This window comes from Paracoccus actinidiae, assembly GCF_030863885.1.
GTDB classification, from domain to species: domain Bacteria; phylum Pseudomonadota; class Alphaproteobacteria; order Rhodobacterales; family Rhodobacteraceae; genus Paracoccus; species Paracoccus everestensis.
In genome coordinates this window covers 2,182,049-2,198,208 of sequence record NZ_CP132956.1, presented here as the reverse complement: position 1 = coordinate 2,198,208, position 16,160 = coordinate 2,182,049, and the positions used below count along the sequence as shown (strand labels likewise).

General features: G+C 62.3%; 15 protein-coding genes and 2 pseudogenes. 7 read left to right on the top strand and 10 right to left on the bottom strand.

From position 1 onward, the window contains the following. Positions 1-115 precede the first annotated feature (115 nt). The 3 genes and pseudogenes from Q5701_RS10970 to Q5701_RS10960 form a co-directional block, all read left to right on the top strand. A pseudogene (locus Q5701_RS10970) lies at positions 116-554 on the top strand (integrase core domain-containing protein); the annotation flags it as partial. A 48-nt stretch (positions 555-602) separates the two neighbouring features. Further along, complete coding sequence (locus tag Q5701_RS10965) at positions 603-1,076, top strand: hypothetical protein (RefSeq protein ID WP_306755258.1); 474 nt, start codon at positions 603-605, stop codon at positions 1,074-1,076. A 317-nt stretch (positions 1,077-1,393) separates the two neighbouring features. Further along, on the top strand, positions 1,394-1,639 hold the full coding sequence (locus tag Q5701_RS10960) for a hypothetical protein (protein WP_306755257.1): 246 nt from the start codon (positions 1,394-1,396) through the stop codon (positions 1,637-1,639). 55 nt (positions 1,640-1,694) lie between these two features. Here Q5701_RS10960 and Q5701_RS10955 read toward each other — a convergent pair whose 3' ends face one another. Further along, on the bottom strand, positions 1,695-2,690 hold the full coding sequence (locus tag Q5701_RS10955) for an NYN domain-containing protein (RefSeq protein ID WP_306755256.1): 996 nt from the start codon (positions 2,688-2,690) through the stop codon (positions 1,695-1,697). 200 nt (positions 2,691-2,890) lie between these two features. After that, positions 2,891-3,028: pseudogene (locus Q5701_RS10950) on the bottom strand (IS3 family transposase); the annotation flags it as partial. Between the two features lie 968 nt (positions 3,029-3,996). Here Q5701_RS10950 and Q5701_RS10945 point away from each other — a divergent pair. Further along, positions 3,997-5,307: a tyrosine-type recombinase/integrase gene (locus tag Q5701_RS10945; RefSeq protein WP_306755255.1), complete on the top strand. Its 1,311-nt coding sequence runs from the start codon at positions 3,997-3,999 to the stop codon at positions 5,305-5,307. Between the two features lie 326 nt (positions 5,308-5,633). Here the strand turns inward: Q5701_RS10945 and Q5701_RS10940 are convergent, their stop codons facing one another. The 4 genes from Q5701_RS10940 to Q5701_RS10925 all read right to left on the bottom strand — a co-directional run bounded on the left by Q5701_RS10940 (position 5,634) and on the right by Q5701_RS10925 (position 7,619). Then, complete coding sequence (locus Q5701_RS10940) at positions 5,634-6,143, bottom strand: DUF2703 domain-containing protein (RefSeq protein WP_306755254.1); 510 nt, start codon at positions 6,141-6,143, stop codon at positions 5,634-5,636. Positions 6,144-6,209: 66 nt separating this feature from the next. After that, the gene (locus tag Q5701_RS10935) at positions 6,210-6,437 is read right to left on the bottom strand and encodes a thioredoxin family protein (RefSeq protein ID WP_306755253.1); all 228 of its coding nucleotides are present in this window, start codon (positions 6,435-6,437) and stop codon (positions 6,210-6,212) included. 13 nt (positions 6,438-6,450) lie between these two features. Further along, the gene (locus Q5701_RS10930) at positions 6,451-7,449 is read right to left on the bottom strand and encodes a permease (protein ID WP_306755252.1); all 999 of its coding nucleotides are present in this window, start codon (positions 7,447-7,449) and stop codon (positions 6,451-6,453) included. Beyond that, positions 7,446-7,619 (bottom strand): hypothetical protein, encoded by a 174-nt coding sequence (locus Q5701_RS10925; RefSeq protein ID WP_306755251.1) that lies wholly within the window; start codon positions 7,617-7,619, stop codon positions 7,446-7,448. The genes Q5701_RS10930 and Q5701_RS10925 overlap by 4 nt, the downstream gene beginning before the upstream one ends. Before the next feature lie 159 nt (positions 7,620-7,778). Here Q5701_RS10925 and Q5701_RS10920 point away from each other — a divergent pair, with 159 nt between their 5' ends. The 3 genes from Q5701_RS10920 (at position 7,779) to arsJ (ending at position 10,898) form a co-directional block, all read left to right on the top strand. Further along, positions 7,779-8,618 (top strand): metalloregulator ArsR/SmtB family transcription factor, encoded by an 840-nt coding sequence (locus tag Q5701_RS10920; protein WP_306755250.1) that lies wholly within the window; start codon positions 7,779-7,781, stop codon positions 8,616-8,618. A gap of 4 nt (positions 8,619-8,622) precedes the next feature. Further along, positions 8,623-9,630 (top strand): ArsJ-associated glyceraldehyde-3-phosphate dehydrogenase, encoded by a 1,008-nt coding sequence (locus Q5701_RS10915; protein WP_306755249.1) that lies wholly within the window; start codon positions 8,623-8,625, stop codon positions 9,628-9,630. Positions 9,631-9,710: 80 nt separating this feature from the next. Further along, positions 9,711-10,898 (top strand): organoarsenical effux MFS transporter ArsJ, encoded by a 1,188-nt coding sequence (gene arsJ, locus Q5701_RS10910; protein ID WP_373568656.1) that lies wholly within the window; start codon positions 9,711-9,713, stop codon positions 10,896-10,898. Here the strand turns inward: arsJ and Q5701_RS10905 are convergent. The 4 genes from Q5701_RS10905 to Q5701_RS10890 form a co-directional block, all read right to left on the bottom strand. Then, the gene (locus tag Q5701_RS10905; protein WP_306755247.1) at positions 10,885-12,045 is read right to left on the bottom strand and encodes an MFS transporter; all 1,161 of its coding nucleotides are present in this window, start codon (positions 12,043-12,045) and stop codon (positions 10,885-10,887) included. The two genes, arsJ and Q5701_RS10905, sit on opposite strands and share 14 nt — an antisense overlap. Next, the gene (locus tag Q5701_RS10900) at positions 12,036-13,403 is read right to left on the bottom strand and encodes an NAD(P)-binding domain-containing protein (RefSeq protein WP_306755246.1); all 1,368 of its coding nucleotides are present in this window, start codon (positions 13,401-13,403) and stop codon (positions 12,036-12,038) included. Before Q5701_RS10900 ends, Q5701_RS10905 begins: the two co-directional genes overlap by 10 nt. Positions 13,404-13,459: 56 nt before the next feature. Next, positions 13,460-13,762 carry an ArsR/SmtB family transcription factor gene (locus Q5701_RS10895; RefSeq protein WP_306755245.1) on the bottom strand — a complete coding sequence of 101 codons (303 nt, stop codon included), beginning with the start codon at positions 13,760-13,762 and terminating at the stop codon, positions 13,460-13,462. A gap of 305 nt (positions 13,763-14,067) precedes the next feature. Next, complete coding sequence (locus Q5701_RS10890) at positions 14,068-16,158, bottom strand: 3'-5' exonuclease (protein ID WP_306755244.1); 2,091 nt, start codon at positions 16,156-16,158, stop codon at positions 14,068-14,070. Between the last annotated feature and the right edge of the window lie 2 nt (positions 16,159-16,160).

Sequence of the window (16,160 nt, the reverse complement as noted above, 5' to 3'; positions counted from 1 at the left end):
CGCGAAGCTTCGGCAGGTCGACGTGCTGGTATTGCAAGGCCAGTCGGCAGTCGAGGCGGTGCGATCGATCAGTGTGACGCAGTTCACCTACTACCGATGGCGCAAGGAATTCGCGGTGATCGGCGTCCTGACCGCTCTCTTCATCCTGCGAGGTGTGCCCGGTCATGTTCGCTCGGAGTTGCCCATCGTGGCGCCATCGGTTCAAGCCCGATGGGCGACGGTCCGGAGTTCATCGCCAAGCTGTTCGGGACGGGATCGATGTCGTGGGAGCGAAGACGGCATTTATCAAACCGGGTAGTCCTTGGGAGAGCGGTAACTGCGAGAGCTTTAACTCGAAGCTCCGCGACGAGCTGCTGAATGGCGAGATCTTCTACTCCCTCGCTAAGGCTCGCGTCGTGATTGAGGCATGGCGCGTCCATTACAATACAACGCGGCCTCGCTCGTCCCTGGGCTATCGACCATCCGCACCGGAGGTCATCCATTGGCCGTCAAGGCGGAACGTGACTTCTCCCCCGTCGGCGCCCGCCTTGGCACGAGCCCCCGTCATGCCCTAAGACTTGAAGCGGACCACCCGATGGGGGCAGGCCACTTGGACGAACAGGATGATCAAGATTATTGCTGCACTGCTGGCGTCCGCAGTGCCGGCGACCTCCCAGGAACGTCACCTGTGGCAGGAAGCAGGCACGTTCGAGCCTTACAGCCGGACAGCTCAGGCGATCACCGGAGACATGGTGCTCTCTGGCAATCCAGACTTTGCGGCGCCCGGGTCGAAAATGACCGTTTCCTTTGCAAGCCAGAAGCCAATTGATCTCGTATCCGTTGGCGCTACCTGGCGAAAATGGGACGTCGGCGGCGATACACTGACAGCCGAGACCTTCGAACTTGCAAAGGATCCAGGGACTCTGCTGAACGGAAACACGCTTTGCTCCGGGCAAGCCCACTACGTGGTTTTTACTGATCCATGGGGGTTCAACGAGCAGATCGTGTCGATCGCCGTCTTCTCCGGGAAGACTCCGCCCGCGGATATAGACTCCGAGGGCCTCTGCGGTACGTTCAACTACTATCCGCCGCGCTAAGCCTCGAGACCTGTTTATGGTGCGCCTCGGATCGCCTGATCGATTACTGTATTTCCACAGGAAATGCCCCACGGGGTATTCCGGCAGCCGATGATGTCCCATCTGCGGCATATCGGCAGCAGGGCAGGCCGCGGGGATCCCGCACAAACGGTTCACGCAAGGGCCATGGGCGGAGAAACATTCGTCAGGTCCGCGGCATCGGTCAGGGAAAACGAATGTGACCTCGGAAACCTCACTGCTGGACAAGGACGACGCTCCCCCCTGTTCTGCAGGCCCCACACATCCCGGCCATCTGGCTGGCCGCACGCGTTAAGCGGATGACCCTCGCCACTACCCAGGGGCTTGTACATCAGGTGGTTGATCTCGATGAAGGGCTTGAGTTTCAAGGCTTCACTAACAACGAGTTCTTCTCTGCCCGGTGGGACGTGTTCAACGCGGACTTGGAAGGGCATCCGGCGTTCCGGGGCCATCGAGACGAGATCGCCGCGGAAGCTAATCGAACCCCGCTGCGACTAACTTATAAAGCCTACAATTTTCGTATCGCGGCAGTAAGAAGCTTTTGAGACATTTTAATCGCGGCTACCTACGGAGCATGCCCATAAGCATGACACTCGGGCATTAGAACCTGCCCCCTAGCTCATGGTGGATGCGCCAGAGCGCACTATACTGCTCACTTGTAAGGTGGAGCATCTGCGGTGAGCCCACATACTCCTGGATAAGCACGCCGGTGATTTCCTTTGTCATCCTGGCCTGTATTGCCTGCTCATCCATGCCCTGGATCCGACGACCAATATTCCTCGGATTGTCAAACTTCGCCACGTCGGCGTGGTACGTGTTCAAGCCGGCGTCCCTTACACGCTCATGAAGGGGCATATAATCTTGGTCAGATGACACTATACAGATCGCATCCGCTTCGTTGCCCGCCATGATGTCCATTGCCCTAATCGCCAGGCGGATGTCGACCTCCTTCTCATCGAGGCAGACCACTTGGGGCTTGACGATGATGTTGTAGAAGCCCGGTTGTTCGTTTCGTGCGCCCAGCCAGGTCGTCAGCTCATGGATAAAATCGTCGTAGATACGATAGTCACGCTGTTCATGCTGGGTGTCGATTACGCCGGTCTGGAGCCTCTCCAGTTTGCGATCGATATCAGGAATATGCCTCCGCCGCGCAATCAGTGCCCTCTCTACCTGCTTTAGCGGGGAGGGGGCGTAGAACAACTCCCATCGCATATCAAGCTCTGTAACACAGTCTGGATTCGGGGCGTCCTGGCCCTCCATCGTGATCATGAAGTTGCCTACTAGGCTGTCGAAGTCCCTTCCTGAGAACGGTAGTTCCTGTTGCTCCCTTTCCCGGACCTGCCGCATCGCACTCCAAAGAAGGTGCCCTGCGATCCGCGCCGGAAGCTCAGCGGTGGTGGGGGGAACATCATGTTTCCCCATCCACTGGGTCACGCCGCGGTAGATGCCGTAGAGATCAATCAGCGCGACGGTCTTCCGGCGTGCGAAACGAACGGAGGGGGACGCAACGTAGTCTCGTGCCAGCTGCAGGGCCTGGTCGTAAGGGAGCACCTTGGTAATTCGGAAATTAAGCGGAGCTGACTTGCTGTCTGACATGGATGCACCGGCTTATGATTTCCAACTAAGTCTGTGATGTATCCTGTTCACCCGCAAGGACGGAGGCGAAAATCTAAGTTTCAGCGCCTTCTTTTGCCCGACAGCATTGTGATGCCGAGATGCAACCCATCCAGATTGCCGACGTCGGGACCCGGGTCGATGCGCATCTCCGGCGGCTCGTTCATTGCGGTGACCGTAACCGTGAAACGGACCGCAAGCTCCCGTGGCGACGGGTCAGGCTCTGCAAGCACCGGAGCGACAATCTAATCACGTACAGCGTCGGGAATGCGGTTCCAGACCCTAAAGGGCCGTGACAGTCGGTCTTCCAGCTCCTCAGGGCTGAAGAAGCTGAGTTAAGATCATGATGAGGATACAAGAGGCAGGCGTTGCCGCAGTCCCTGACACGACCGTGCAGGGCCGGCACTGTCTATGCGCCGTGATAAACAATCATAAGACGACGCGGGACGACCTAGATGTTCTTGTAGAAGAACTTGTTCGGGAAGGTGGTGGTCTGTCTGCTGAAGCTGCCGTTGCCTGACGCCTGGCCCGGATAGGGGCGGAGGCAGTGGAAGCCACCAGGTTCGGCAAATTCAGCGGCGCGAGCTGCGGCTGTCCTTTCGGTTGTTCTCTTATGCATGGGTGAATGGCGGCTTACAGGGTTTGCTGGAGCTGCGTTGCTGCACTGCCGTCAGCCCGCTTTCCGCCCTTAGCGTCACTCCCGGCTTATTGCTTGTCTTCTGTGTCAGATATCGGCCGGTAGTGCAGGGGGATATGCGAACGTGAGGTTAAAGTCACCTCCGCCTAGAAGGGTGCCGCCCTCGCGATCTGCCGAACGTGCGCTGTGCTAGTTAGATATGGTTCGATTACAGAACCTTCAGCCTCAGAAGCCCCTCAGATCCAACGTCACAAAGAGCTCCCATGATATTGCCCCATTTCAATGGCTTGAAGCTGTTCACCGTTTTCGAGCAGTCATCAGCTGCGGAGAAACATGGGTATCAGAGAGTAATCTGAGGCTTACCTGCGCCGTGACTAGTGAACAGGCCCACTTGCATAACCCTCGAAATCAACCGGAAAATTCGGCTGATGCAGGCTCTGGAGATAAGTTTGTTCAGGAAAAATGGCGGACAGTGAGGGGTCGGTAATCGTCCCTAACAGGGTATCATCTGGCTTCTTTGCATGCAGGCAAGTCATTGATGCTCCTGCCGTATATCGATCACGCGTCCTCATCGGCTCTCATGGCTCGTTAGCCCAGCCCACCGCCGCCTGTTACCATTTCCTGACCAGGGTAGCGCCTGAAAGGAAAGCCATGCCGCTGACAGTAAAGCAGATCGAAGCCGCCACATTCGGCAGAAGCAAGGAACGCCTCGGCGATGGATCAGGCCTGTTTCTCAGGCTCTATCCATCGGGCAGCAAGATTTTCCAGGTTCTTCTGCCTGCGGAGGCCGGCATCGCGCGTCGGGTCTGGGTTTCCGTCGGAGATTTCCCGGCCACGAGCTTGAAGGAAGCGCGTGAACGCGCATCCTGGGCACGGCTCCAGTCTGCCCGGGGCTGGAGCGCTGAGAGGATCCGTGCGGCTGTCCGGGGTGATCTGGAAGACACCGAGGTGCGCAGGTCTGAGGGCTCATCCAGACATGCGTTGGAAGCACCTGCCGAACGGCAGGGACGGCGAAAGCCGAAGGCGGTCGCGGTGGCGGCGCCGAAATCCACCTTTGCTGACGTCGCCCAGCTCTGGTTCCAGCAGAAAAGCCAGGGCCTCAGCAATGGGAAGCATATCGCCCAGAACTGGACGACCCTCCAGACGTATGTCCTCCCAGTGCTGGGCCGCAGACCCGTGGACGAGATCACCACCAATGACATTGTCGAGTGCTTGCGCCCCATCTGGCGCGACAAGCATGAAACGGCACGACGCACTCTTGCCCGTGCTCGTGAGGTCTTCGAACTGGCCCGGCTAAAACACGGTCTCGCAGGAAATCCGGCACAGTTCGATCCTGAGATCGCTTACGGGCGCGTGCAGCGGAAGACCAGGCACTTCGGGTCGTTGTCCTGGCAGCGGATGCCCGAGTTCTGGACGTGGCTGTGCGAGGTTCCCTGTGACGAGGTGACACGGCAAATGGCAATGCTGATCGTGCTGACTGCCAAGCGCACCGGTGAGGCCCGTTTCGCCCGCTTCGACGAGATCGATGCCGAGATGGCAACCTGGACCACTCCCGCGGAGAAGATGAAAATGCGCCAGGAGCATCGGGTGCCGCTCAGCCAGCAGGCATTAATCGTCCACGAGAACCTGCGCTGCCTCAATGGCGGGCGGGATTTCTTATTCGCAAAGGCGAGGACAAAGTCCGGGGTGCTGTCCGAGAACACCGTCCTCAAGCTGGTCCAGCGCTTTGATCCCGAGATTACCGCCCATGGGTTTAGGGCCACGTTCAAAGGATGGGCGCGATCCCAAAGGCGGTATCAGAAAGATGCTATCGAGTTCGCCTTGGCCCACAGCCTGCCGCCGCTGGAGGCCGCTTATTTCCGTGAAGACCTGCTCGAGGAGCGGCGGCCACTGATGCAGGACTGGTCGGACTTCATGACTGAAGCAGCAGCGATCGGAAGGATTGTGGATGTCGGCCAGTGACAGGCTGAGCAGATAAGGCAAGTGCTGGAGCGGCACGTCGTCAAAGCAGCTTCGCGTTGTTGAGCGTTATGACATCAGGTGACATGTGCCGTCCCCCACCTGGTGGAGCGCGCATGAAACGTCGCCAGCGTCCCAGTCGCACTTGGGGCATTTCCCTCGGGTATACAGGGGATGATCGATTGGGGGTATGATACGTTGATGTTTGTGCGCTTAGGGCGGCCAACACCGAATGATCAGCTCATTCCTTCTGTCGGCTACAGATTTAAGATTTAGGAAGCATGGGCCGCGCCCTCAAGACGCGGCAGACACTCCTGCAGAGGACGACTTCAACCCGGCCTCCCTCTCCCAGCGACAGCATCGTCAGACGCTTTCGCTGTATCGCAACACGCCGCAGAGCAGGCCCGTGGGCTCGGGGCTGCATCGGGCAAGTGGGCTGCCGCGATCAGCCCCGCCCGAACCACCAATCCCTCCGGAATGATCTCGTAGGTTTGGCCTTCAACCTCCAGGGTGCGGCAATCCCTGTCGCCGCATTCGTTGCAGCACCGGCTGCTGCCGGTCTGGCCGGAAAGCCAGTCATCCAGCAGCTTGCCCGAGATCAGCACCTGGTTCGACTGCAGCGGGTCCTGAAGGAACGCAGCCTGATCGATCTCCCGCTCTTCAAGCACGGGCTCAATTCCCCAGGGCTCCAGGGCTGTGCGAAGTTGCGTAACGGCGCGCCGGACCTCCTCGCCCGTGCCATGACATCGCGGACAGGTGGTGCCCCGCGCGCCGACCAGACGCCGCCAAACGATCGGGAGAGTGCGCATCTTGTGGATCTCATCATCATAGGCTGTCATGCAGACAGACGGTTGCAAAAACTGTTGCGCCTCTTGAAACCGAAAGGACGCAGGCGTCCCGCCCCGTCAGAGCAGCTTTCCGATCTCTTCGGCGCTCAGCACCTTGCCGGTCGAGAGAACCTTTTCGTCGACGACAAGCCCAGGTGTCGACATCACCCCATAGGCCGCGATCTGGACCATGTCGGTGACCTTGACGATCTCGGCCTCCTTGCCCGCGGCTGCTGCAGCGGCCTTGGCATTTTCACCGAGGGCAAGGCATTTCTTGCAGCCCGAACCGAGAATCTTGATGATCATGGCAGATCTCCTGTCAGATGAACCAGTGGGTGACTTCATTGAAGGTAAAGCCGATGGTCAGGATGCCCGCGCTGACTACCCCGATAAAGGTGAGCAGGAGCGGCATCCTTACCACGCGCTTGAGCATGATCATCGAGGGCAGCGAGAGCGCCGTCACTGCCATCATGAAGGCCAGCACCGTGCCCAGTCCCACGCCCTTGCCGACAAGCGCTTCGGCGATGGGAAGGGTGCCGAAGATGTCGGCATACATGGGGATGCCGATCGCGGTGGCCAGCGGCACGGCCCACCACTTGTCCGGACCCAGCAGGGCCGTGATGGCGTCTTGAGGGATCCAGTTATGGATCGCGGCGCCGATGCCGACGCCGATCAGGACAAAGGGCCAGACGCGGTGGATGATCTCGACCACCTGATCGCGGGCGTAAGCCACCCGCTGGGTGCGAGTCATCGTTTCGACGTTGCCGGAGACAGGAACAGTCCGCACAAAGTCGGCTACCTGGCTTTCCATTCCCAGCTTTCCGATGACGGTGCCGCCAATGACTGCCACAACCAATCCGACTACCACATAGGCCAGGGCGATGGGCCAGTTGAAGATCGAGGCGAGCAGGATCACCGAGGCCAAGTCCACGAGGGGCGAGGAAATCAAGAAGGAAAAGGTGATCGCCAGCGGGAGCCCTGCAGCCGTGAAGCCGATAAACAGCGGGATCGACGAGCAGGAACAGAAGGGCGTCAGGGTGCCCAGCAGGGCCGCAAGGACATTCGCCCCAAGGCCAGAGCGGCCGCCCAGCATGGCCCGTGTCCGTTCCGGCGGAAAATGACTTTGCACATAGGAGATGGTGAAGATCAGCACGGACAGCAGCAGGAAAATCTTGATCACGTCATAGACGAAGAACTGCACCGACCCGCCAAGCCGCGAAGCGGGGTCGAGGCCGATGCCCGCCACCCCCTCGCCAACCAGATCATTGAGCCAGGTCATCCGCAGGAACTGGTCGTTCATCCACCCGAAGACGTTCATGCCGTGGTTTCCGGGGCCGCCGGTCCGAGATGACCGGGCTTCAGGCAGCGGACCGAGGGCGCGTCTCGCTGAACCCCCGGCAGTCTGCGGTGCGTCAGGGCCTGCATGTGCCGCCCCGGCTGACTCCGCGCCGCGCCAGTCGTATCAATTTCGGCCCTCAGGATCGTCATCACCATTCCCCGATGCTCCTCCAGATGCCGCCGCACGCGTATCTGCGCACATTCAGAGGCCCGCCGCCTTGATCCTGATCAGTTTCAGGAGGGGATGGCGGCCAAAGTGTCATCAAAGCTTCACTGGACACAGGAACAGATTTCCGTGAATCAGGAAACATGGAACATAACAGTGCCGCCCATGCCTTCGCTACTCTTGGCCATCCCGGCCGCCTGGCCGTGTTTCGCCTGCTCATGCGCTTCGCGCCGCGCGGCGTGCGCCCGACCGAGATTGCCGAGTCGCTCGGGTTGAAGCAGAACACGCTGTCGCATCACCTTTCCGACCTGACCGCGTCTGGCCTGGTGCAGGTCGAGCGTCAGGGGCGGTCGCTGTTCTACGCGGTCGATCTTGATGCGGCCGAGGGGCTGATCGGCTACCTCGTCCTCGATGTGGGCCGGGCCCGGCCCGATCTCCTCGCTCCCCTCCTGACTTCTCGAAAGGCCGCGGCCATGCGCGATACGGATTTCGACGTGCTGTTCATCTGCTCGGGCAACTCCGCCCGCTCGATCTTTGCCGAAGCGTTGCTCTGCGATCTGGGCCGCGGCAAGTTTCAGGCCTTCTCGGCCGGCACGCGCCCCGGCACCACGCTAAACCCCATTGCGCTGGAGGTTCTGGCACGCAACGGCCATGACACCGCCGGGCTGCGCTCCAAGCACATCTCGGAGTTCCAGCAGCCGGGCGCCCCAGTGATGGATTTCGTCTTCACGGTCTGCGACACAGCGGCGGCCGAGGAATGCCCGCCATGGCCGGGCCAGCCGATCACCGGCCACTGGGGGTTGCCCGACCCGGTGAAGGCCACCGGAACGGATGCGGAAAAGGCGCTGGCCTTTGCCCAGACCTATGCCGCCCTGCGTCGCCGGATCGGGGCCTTTGTCGAGCTGCCCTTCGCCAGCCTGAGCCGAATGTCCCTGCAAGCCCATGTCGATGCCATCGGCACCGAGCTTCCCGTGAAAGGCTGACCCCATGCCCCGCATAGCTCTGAACGGCCTTGGCCGGATCGGCAAGCTTGTCCTGCGCGATCTGATCGACACCGGTGCCGCTGGCGAGATCGTGCTGCTGAACGACCCGGTGGGCGATGCCGAACAGCACGCCCTGCTGATGGAGTTCGACTCGGTCCATGGCCGCTGGCGCACGCCGGTGAGCCATCAGGAGGGCGCCTTGGTGCTGGACGGCCAATCCATCCGCCTGACGCATGAGAAGACCATCGAGGCCCTGCCGCTGGCCGCACTTGGCGTCGATCTGGTGATTGACTGCACGGGGGTGTTCAAGACGGCGGCCAAGGTGGCGCCTTACTACGCGGCAGGGGTGAAGAAGGTCGTCGTGAGCGCGCCGGTCAAGGATGGCGGGGCCCTGAACCTCGTCTACGGGGTGAACCATGACCTATACGACGGCTCGCAGAGCCTGATCACGGCGGCTTCCTGCACCACGAATTGCCTGGCCCCCGTGGTGAAGGTCATCCACGAAAACCTTGGCATCCGCCACGGCTCGATCACCACGATCCACAATGTCACCAACACCCAGACCATCGTGGACCGCCCAGCCAAGGACATGCGCCGAGCGCGGTCGGCGCTGATGAACCTGATCCCCACGACGACGGGCAGCGCCACGGCGATCACGCTGATCTATCCTGAACTCAAGGGCCGCCTGAACGGCCATGCCGTGCGGGTGCCGCTTCTGAACGCCTCGCTCACCGATTGCGTGTTCGAGGTGGAGCGGGCGACGACGGCAGAGGAGGTGAACGCCCTGTTCGCCGCCGCCGCAGAGGGTCCGCTGAAGGGCATCCTTGGGTTTGAGACGCGGCCACTGGTGTCCTGCGACTTCACCAACGACCCGCGCTCGTCGATCATCGACGGGCCCTCCACCATGGTGATCAACGGCACGCAGGTGAAGATCTACGCTTGGTATGACAACGAATGGGGCTATGCCTGCCGGTTGGCCGACATTGCGCGGATGGTGGCGGGGTCATTGTGAGCAGCGCCGTGAGCCAGGCTGCGCCGCCGCCCAACCCCTTGCGCGCCTATGCGGCCGTGACGGCGGCCTACTGGGCCTTCATGCTGTCGGACGGCGCGCTGCGGATGCTGGTGCTGCTGCATTTCAACACGCTGGGCTTCACGCCCGTCCAGCTTGCCTGGCTGTTCCTGCTATACGAGGTTGCGGGCATCGTCACCAACCTGGCCGCCGGCTGGCTGGCCGCCCGGTTCGGGCTGGCGGCGACGCTTTATGGCGGGTTGGCGCTGCAGATCGGGGCGCTGATTGCCTTGGCGCAGCTGGACCCCGGCTGGGGTGTCGCGGCGTCGGTCGCCTTCGTGATGGCCGTGCAGGGCGTGTCCGGCGTGGCCAAGGATCTGGCGAAGATGTCGTCGAAATCGGCCGTCAAGCTGCTGGCACCCCAGGACGAGGGCGGGTTGTTCCGCTGGGTGGCGGCGCTGACCGGGTCGAAGAACGCGGTGAAGGGGCTTGGCTTCTTCCTCGGCGCGGCGCTGCTGGCACTGGCAGGCTTCGAGGCGGCGGTTTGGGGCATGGCCGGAGTGCTGGCCCTGATCTTGATCGCGGTCGTCCTGTTCCTGCCCGCGGGACTGCCGGGCCGCATGAAATCGAGTGAGGCCTGGAGCGGCTGGCGGTCGAAGGACGTCCGCGTCAACCGCCTCAGCCTTGCCCGCATGTTCCTGTTCGGCGCCCGCGATGTCTGGTTCGTCGTGGGCGTGCCGGTCTATTTCCAGTCCGTCCTGTCGGACGGCACGGCCGAAAGGCGGCGCGAGGCGTTCTTCCTGATCGGCAGCTCCCTCGCGCTCTGGATTATCGCCTACGGCGCGGTGCAGGCCATTGCGCCGCGTCTGCTGGGCGGCAAGGGCCAGCCCGAGGCCGAGACCACCCGCAAGGCGATCTTCTGGTCGGGCTTGCTGGTGCCGATCCCCTTCCTGCTGGCCGGGGCGGCTTGGGTTGCAGGTCAGCCCTCGGCCTGGCTAACCGGCACGCTGATCGCCGGGCTTATGCTGTTCGGCTTTGTCTTCGCCATCAACTCATCGGTCCACTCCTACCTGATCTTGGCCTTCGGATCGGCCGAACGGATCACGCGGGATGTGGGCTTCTACTACATGGCCAATGCGGCGGGCCGCCTGATCGGCACGCTGCTGTCGGGGCTCAGCTACCAGCTTGGCGGCTTGCCGCTCTGCCTTGCCACTGCCGGGGTGATGGCACTCGCCAGTTGGCTTGCCGCGCGGCGGCTCAGTTCCGCCTGAGCAAGAACAGCGCCAGCGTCGCAAGAAGGCCGATCGCCGCCGTCAACCAGATCGCCGAGGCGCCCCAGCTTGCCAAGGCCGCGCCAAACAGCAATGGCGCCGCCGCTTGCAGCACGCGCGCGGGCGCATTCAGCCAGCCAAGGCGCGCGCCATAGCCTGCCGCTCCGAACAGCGCGAGGGGCAGCGTTCCCTTGGCGATGGTGAGGATGCCGTTGCCCGCCCCGTGCAGGATGGCAAAAGCATAGGCCGCAGGTCCACCAAAGGCCGTCAGGCAGATGGCGGCGACCGGATGGGAAAACGCCGCCAGCCGGGCCGAGGCCAGCGGATGAAACCGCCGCAGAAGCCCGAATTCGAGCATCCGCGCCACGACCTGCGCGGGGCCGATCAGGGCGCCCGCTGCAATCGAAACCGCCGGACTGGCTCCTGATGCCTGCAGCAGGCCAGGCAGATGGGCCGCCATGGCGGTGGAGTTGAACCAGGTGGCCGCAAAGACGAAGGCCAGCAGCCACAAGGCAAAGCGTGGTGGCGGTGGACCCTCGGGTTCTGCTGGCGCCGATGCGGTGATCCGTTCAGCCCTGTTGGGCAAAAGGGCGTTCAACGGCAGGGCGACGCAAAGGTGGATCAGCGCCCATCCCAGGCAGGCCTCGCGCCAGCCCCAGGTCGCCAGCATCAGCCCGGACAGGGGCCAGCCCACGGTGCTGGCAAATCCGGCGATCAGGGTAATCCCGGTGATCGGGCCGCGCGCCGCGCGGCCATAGATGCCGGCCAGCGTGGCGAAGGCAGCCTCGTAAAGCCCCATTCCCATCCCAAGCCCGACCACTGCCCATCCCAGGAACAGAACCGCTGGCGACGGCGCCACGGCCAGCAAGGTCAGGCCACCGGCAAAGACGAGGTTCGACAGCATCAGCACGCCCCGCCCGCCGATCCGGTCGATCCGCGCGCCTGCCCAGGGACCAACGATTGCTGAGACGACCATTGCCATGGAGAAAGCGCCGAAGACCCAGACCGGCGACAAGCCGAAGCTGGCAGCCATCGGTGTCGCGAGAACGGCAGGGAGGTAGTAGCTTGCGGCCCAGCCAACGGTCTGCGCTGTGCCGAGGCAAGCTACGACCGCACCGCGCCGCGCCTGCGGCAATCTCAGCAGCATGCGGCGGCTTTTACAGGTCTGGCCGACGTGTCACAGCCGCAGCCCGACGCCCCACTGTCCTTGGCCGCTTCGTCCGCAGCACAGCAGGCATCGGCACGCGTCAGGGCAGGGCCGCCGCAGCATGTGGCGGTCACTGCCTTTGCAGCCCGTGGACCGGGGCCACTGCAGACGCCGGTCTCCGGAAGGGAAAGCTCTACCCGGGCAGCGGCTTCATGATCCCCCGCGAGGGCCGCGACGATCGAGCGGACCTGCTCATACCCTGTCGCCAGAAGGAAGGTCGGCGCGCGGCCATAGGACTTCATGCCGGCGATGTAGAAGCCCGGCTCCGGATGGGCCAGTTCCGCCGCGCCATGCGGACGCACCGTGCCGCAGGAGTGGAGGTTCGGGTCGATCAAGGGGGCCAGGGCGGGCGGGCATTCCAGGGCCGGGTCGAGCGCCACCCGAAGTTCGCGCAGGAAGGACAGGTCCGGACGGAAGCCGGTCGCGATGATCAACTCATCCACCTCGATGACCCGGCCATCCGTCGATACGGCCCTCAGCGGGGTAGACCCTTCAACGGCGGCGAGATGAAACCCGCTTTCAAGCCGAATGCTGCCGCTGTCCACCAGTCTTGCCATGTCGGTGCCAAGCGCTCCACGCGCCGCGAGTTGGTCCGCCGTGCCGCCTCCAAGTGCCCGGGCCGTGGTAGAAGCGCGGCACAGCCAAAGCGCCGTCGTGTTAGGCAGACCCGACAGCGCGATCAGCGTCCCCATGGCAGAATGACCGCCGCCCAGCACCGCAACCCGCTTGCCTGAATAGCGCTCTCGTTCCCGACCTGTGACGTCCGGCATGCCATAGCTGATCCGGGGATGACCCATCTCGCCCGGCACAGGACGGCCGGCACCGCCCGGGTTCGGCTGGAACCAGGTCCCGGTGGCATCGATGACCGCATCGGCACGATGCCGCCCCTCCCCCGTCGCGCCCTCGGTCTCGATCATGAACGACGCCGTTGCGCGACCCGCATCCTTGACCTTGTCGATCCCTTCCCGGGAGACCGCCACGACATGGCGTCCCAGGCGCAGCCAGGGGGCAAGCGTCTGTCCGAGCGGTCCCAGATACCGCTCTACAAGCTCTTTTCCTGTCGGATACGCCTCGGGGTCGGGCGCTTGCCAGCCCGCTTGCTCCAGCCGCCGCGCCGAGGCAGCGTCGAGGTTGAACCGCCAGTTCGAGAACATCGGCACATGACCCCAGGCCCGGATGGAATGGCCGACGTCAGCGCCCTGTTCCAGGATCAGTGGCTGCATCCCACGTTCCAGAACATGCGCCGCAGCCGCCAGCCCGACTGGCCCCGCCCCAAGAATGGCAACTGTCCTTGTCATCACGAAGCTCCCCTTCTTCTAGAAAAATCGAAATATGGCCCGTGGAAAGGCATGGGTCAGGTCCTCGGGTCGCAGGTATCGGCGCAGCATTCCGATGCTAGGTCGTCGATCAGCTCGCGCATGGCAGGATAGTTCGTTCGGCAGATCAGGGAGGTGCCAACCCGCTCCTGCTGGATCAGTTCAACCTGAACCAAGGCGCGACAATGATGAGACAGCGTCGAGGCCGGGATGCCGAGCCTTTCCTGGATCTGTCCCACCGACAGCCCTGGATCGCCGGCCCGAACAAGCAGCCGATAAAGTCGTAGCCGCGTGGAATTACCAAGCGCGGCAAGGCGGGAGGCGGCAAGATCGATATCCATGAAGAACTCCTTAAGCCATAATACTAGAATAACCGAAATGTATAATCAAGTATTGAGCGCGAGGGGCGCAAGGACTCGGCGCAATCGTCTTGGTCCAATAATCCGTCTCCGGACGGCAGGAGCGCTCGATGGTATCCGGCTAGGTAGCAAGCGTCAGATTCAGAACACTGGCGTATCCTTACATTCATGAGAAAGGATCGCACCATCAAACAGTGGGATCAAAAACCTAGCGAACGTTGCGGCGCGCGCCCCGAATACGATCAGCGCCGAGGAGGAACCATGCCGAAGGGAGCCTGCTGCTTTGGTCAGCCCCCCTTGAGGAAGTCGCCGACAAACTCGGAAACTGGGGCAACGCCTGTGACCAGCAGGTGATCTCTGGCCCTTGTGCAGGCCACATAGAGCAGGTGCCGTTCGGTGTTGTAGACTTCCTCGAGGTCGGCGTCGTCGGCAACGGACTCGATCCGCTCGGATTGCGGGATCACCTCGTCGTCGCAGGCCATGACCACTACAGACCGGAACTCGAGGCCCTTGGCGAAATGCATCGTGCTGATGGCGACGGCACCCTCTTCTACTTCGTTCTTCTCGCTCAGCTCGACAGCGCGAACGCCTGCAGCTTTCGCAGCAGCACGCGCACGTTTCAGTTCCGCGTCCGACCGCACGAAAACGCCCACTTCGCGAGGCGCACAGCCTTTCTTCAGTCGGTCTGAGATCCAGCCAGCAACCACACGGCATTCGTGATCGACGTCGTTGCAGGCCATGACCGTGGGGGGAGGTCCGTCGAACATAGACACTGTGCCGCGCCGCCCTTCCGTATTTCCGTCTACATCCGAAACGGTTGACGGCAGTAGCCGGTCGGCATGTGTGCGGATCTGGTGCGAGGTGCGGTAGTTGATGCGCAGCGTGAAAGAGCGACCGCGGACATCAAGGCCAAGCGCCTTCCAAGAGAAGGGCTGTTGAAAGATGCGCTGGCCAAGATCCCCGGCGAAGAAGAGACCGTCGCTGCGCTCTGCTGCCATGGCGGCGAAGAACCGCGCCTCGGTTACACCCAAGTCCTGCGCCTCGTCGATCACGGCGAAGTCGTAGGGGCGTGTGCTGCCATGAGCGAAACTGTCTGCCAGACGGCCGAAGACGTCCGACCATGTCACAACGCCGCGTTCCCGCAGCCCAGCACGGACGCGTTCAAAGATGGTCCAAAGGGTTTCGCGCTGCTTGCCGCCGATCCGTGTCTTCCTGCCCAGCCGCGAGACGTCACGGTAATCTTCCCACGACCGAAGTTGCCAGGCGTCCACGACGTCGTTCCACTCTCCCATCAGGAACTGCTTGGAGAACCGGTGCCCTTCGACCTCGGCCGCTGCCTTTGTGATCAGCGATTCCAACAGCGCTGCAGGGGCGATTTGAGGTTGCCCGAAGCGTTCGGTGTAAAGGTCATACCCGACGGACAACACCGCCTTCACGACGATCCGCACCGAAACGAGGGGTTCATTGCCCACGAGGCTGGTCAACTTGCTGCGCAGGGCATTAGCCAGCGGCTTGGAGAACGTCGTAAGCAAGACCTTGGCGGAAGGATTGGCGCGGGCAAGATGGACTGCGCGATGCAGCGCCACGATGGTCTTGCCCGTCCCGGCCGAACCCGAAACCCGGGTTGGACCGGAAAAGGAACGCTCGACAAGGTCAGCCTGGGCTGGATGCAGAAAGACCGCCCACTTGTCCCACGGATAGTCGAGCGCCTGCTTCAGTTCTTCTGCGTTGGTCAGAACGCGGAAGCGGCGCTGGGCGTCAGGATGACCAAAGGGATCGGCTTCGACCGGAGCAGGTTCGGGCGGTTGCGGTTTCTCGCCCACAGCCAGTTTCAGCAGAGCTTCCTGCGCCTCTTCCGGCAAGTGCTCGATGATGTCGAACAACGTGTCCTCGGTGGCCGCCCGGACGTCATTCACCCATTCCTCGGGCACGCCAAAGGCCATCAGTTCGAACTTGCGCAGATTGTCGAAAAGGCGGGCCGCGGTCTTTGTAGTGGGCGCCGGTGTAGTGGCCACTTCTTTGGGCTTGAAGATTTCCACCTCTTCAACCCGCTCCCGCACCTCGACCAATTGCATGGCGCCCGTGGTCGGGTGGCGTTCAATCTTGCGGCGTTCGGCCCATTTGTAGGCGTCGTCGTGATGGTCGACATAGACCAGCAGGATGCTAGAGGCCGTGCGGTGCACGATGATGCGGATGTCAGCATTCACCCGCACCGACCAGAAACTCGAGTCCTTGGCGCGGTCCAGCTTGTGGAAGGACAGGCCGTTCGAGGTCGGGTCCAGTTGCAGGTCAAAAGCAGTGGTTTTAACCGCCTTCTGCTCCTGAGCGGTAAGCTTAGCAAGGCTCGTTTGAAAACTGTCAGCGATCCGGAATTGCAAAG

Excerpts from the sequence above, each read along its gene's own strand:
- Q5701_RS10965 (WP_306755258.1), top strand. The coding sequence starts at position 603 with ATGATCAAGATTATTGCTGCACTGCTGGCGTCCGCAGTGCCGGCGACC.
- Q5701_RS10960 (WP_306755257.1), top strand. The coding sequence starts at position 1,394 with ATGACCCTCGCCACTACCCAGGGGCTTGTACATCAGGTGGTTGATCTC.
- Q5701_RS10955 (WP_306755256.1), bottom strand. The coding sequence starts at position 2,690 with ATGTCAGACAGCAAGTCAGCTCCGCTTAATTTCCGAATTACCAAGGTG.
- Q5701_RS10945 (WP_306755255.1), top strand. The coding sequence starts at position 3,997 with ATGCCGCTGACAGTAAAGCAGATCGAAGCCGCCACATTCGGCAGAAGC.
- Q5701_RS10940 (WP_306755254.1), bottom strand. The coding sequence starts at position 6,143 with ATGACAGCCTATGATGATGAGATCCACAAGATGCGCACTCTCCCGATC.
- Q5701_RS10935 (WP_306755253.1), bottom strand. The coding sequence starts at position 6,437 with ATGATCATCAAGATTCTCGGTTCGGGCTGCAAGAAATGCCTTGCCCTC.
- Q5701_RS10930 (WP_306755252.1), bottom strand. The coding sequence starts at position 7,449 with ATGAACGTCTTCGGGTGGATGAACGACCAGTTCCTGCGGATGACCTGG.
- Q5701_RS10925 (WP_306755251.1), bottom strand. The coding sequence starts at position 7,619 with ATGACGATCCTGAGGGCCGAAATTGATACGACTGGCGCGGCGCGGAGT.
- Q5701_RS10920 (WP_306755250.1), top strand. The coding sequence starts at position 7,779 with ATGGAACATAACAGTGCCGCCCATGCCTTCGCTACTCTTGGCCATCCC.
- Q5701_RS10915 (WP_306755249.1), top strand. The coding sequence starts at position 8,623 with ATGCCCCGCATAGCTCTGAACGGCCTTGGCCGGATCGGCAAGCTTGTC.
- arsJ (WP_373568656.1), top strand. The coding sequence starts at position 9,711 with ATGCTGTCGGACGGCGCGCTGCGGATGCTGGTGCTGCTGCATTTCAAC.
- Q5701_RS10905 (WP_306755247.1), bottom strand. The coding sequence starts at position 12,045 with ATGCTGCTGAGATTGCCGCAGGCGCGGCGCGGTGCGGTCGTAGCTTGC.
- Q5701_RS10900 (WP_306755246.1), bottom strand. The coding sequence starts at position 13,403 with ATGACAAGGACAGTTGCCATTCTTGGGGCGGGGCCAGTCGGGCTGGCG.
- Q5701_RS10895 (WP_306755245.1), bottom strand. The coding sequence starts at position 13,762 with ATGGATATCGATCTTGCCGCCTCCCGCCTTGCCGCGCTTGGTAATTCC.